The 915-nt window shown below is 69.2% G+C and carries 1 protein-coding gene; it reads right to left on the bottom strand.

The window, feature by feature from the left end:
- The coding region (gene gtdA / locus G3N99_RS41145; RefSeq protein ID WP_206125303.1) for a gentisate 1,2-dioxygenase at positions 1–847 on the bottom strand (847 nt) is incomplete at its 3' end.
- Positions 848–915: the final 68 nt, after the last annotated feature.

Raw genomic sequence — 915 nt, 5'->3', positions numbered from 1 at the left:
TCGCGTCGGTGCTGCGGTACGTGCGGCCGTCGAAACCGGCAGGCAGGAACTGCATGAAGGTGGCGATCGTCGGCATCGGCCAGCCGCCCGTCGCGGGGTTCACGTAGCGCAGCTTCACGCCGTCCCACGCATCGAGCTCGCCGTTCCGGTACAGCGCGTCGAGCGCCTCGCGAGTGCGGGCATACGGATAGCTGAACACCGGCGACGTCGGATCGCTCACGCGATGCCGCACCGGCACCATGTTGTGGCCGAAGCGCGCGAAGCTGTCGCCTTCCGGGCGATTCACGGGCTGCACGGCTTCCGGGTAGTTCTCCGCGAAGCCTGCGTCGAGGTTCGCGAGCAGCGGGATGTCGAGCCCGTCGAGCCACACGACCGGTTCGCCACCCTCGTCCTCGGACGGGTTGCCGTGGTCGTGCCACGCCCACGACGGCGTGATGATGAAGTCGCCCGGATGCATCGTCGTGCGCTCGCCGTTCACGGCCGTCCACGCGCCGCACCCTTCGACGATGAAGCGCAGCGCCGACTGCGTATGCCGGTGGCTCGGCGCGATCTCGCCCGGCAGGATCAGCTGCAGGCCCGCATACAGGGTCGGCGTCATGCTCGACTTGCCCGGCAACCCCGGGTTCTCCAGCACCAGCACGCGGCGCACGGCTTCTTCCGCGCTGATCACGCTGCCAGCCTGCATCACGAGGTCGCGCACCTGCGCGTACTTCCAGATCGCGGCCTGCGCGGCCGGCTGCGGGGATTTCGGCACGAGGTTGTGCAGCGATTCCCACAGCGGCGCAAGGCGTTGCTCGGCGATCCGTGCGTAGTAGGCGGCGCGCGACGCGTCCGGGTGGGTCGTCATGATGTCTCCTTGGAGTCGGCCGATCGGCGTCGGCGCTATGTCGGGGCGAGGACCATGCGGCAGTCCGT

Source organism: Burkholderia sp. Ac-20392 (assembly GCF_017104585.1).
GTDB classification, from domain to species: Bacteria; Pseudomonadota; Gammaproteobacteria; order Burkholderiales; family Burkholderiaceae; genus Burkholderia; species Burkholderia lata.
This window is presented reverse-complemented; position numbering and strand designations above follow the sequence as displayed.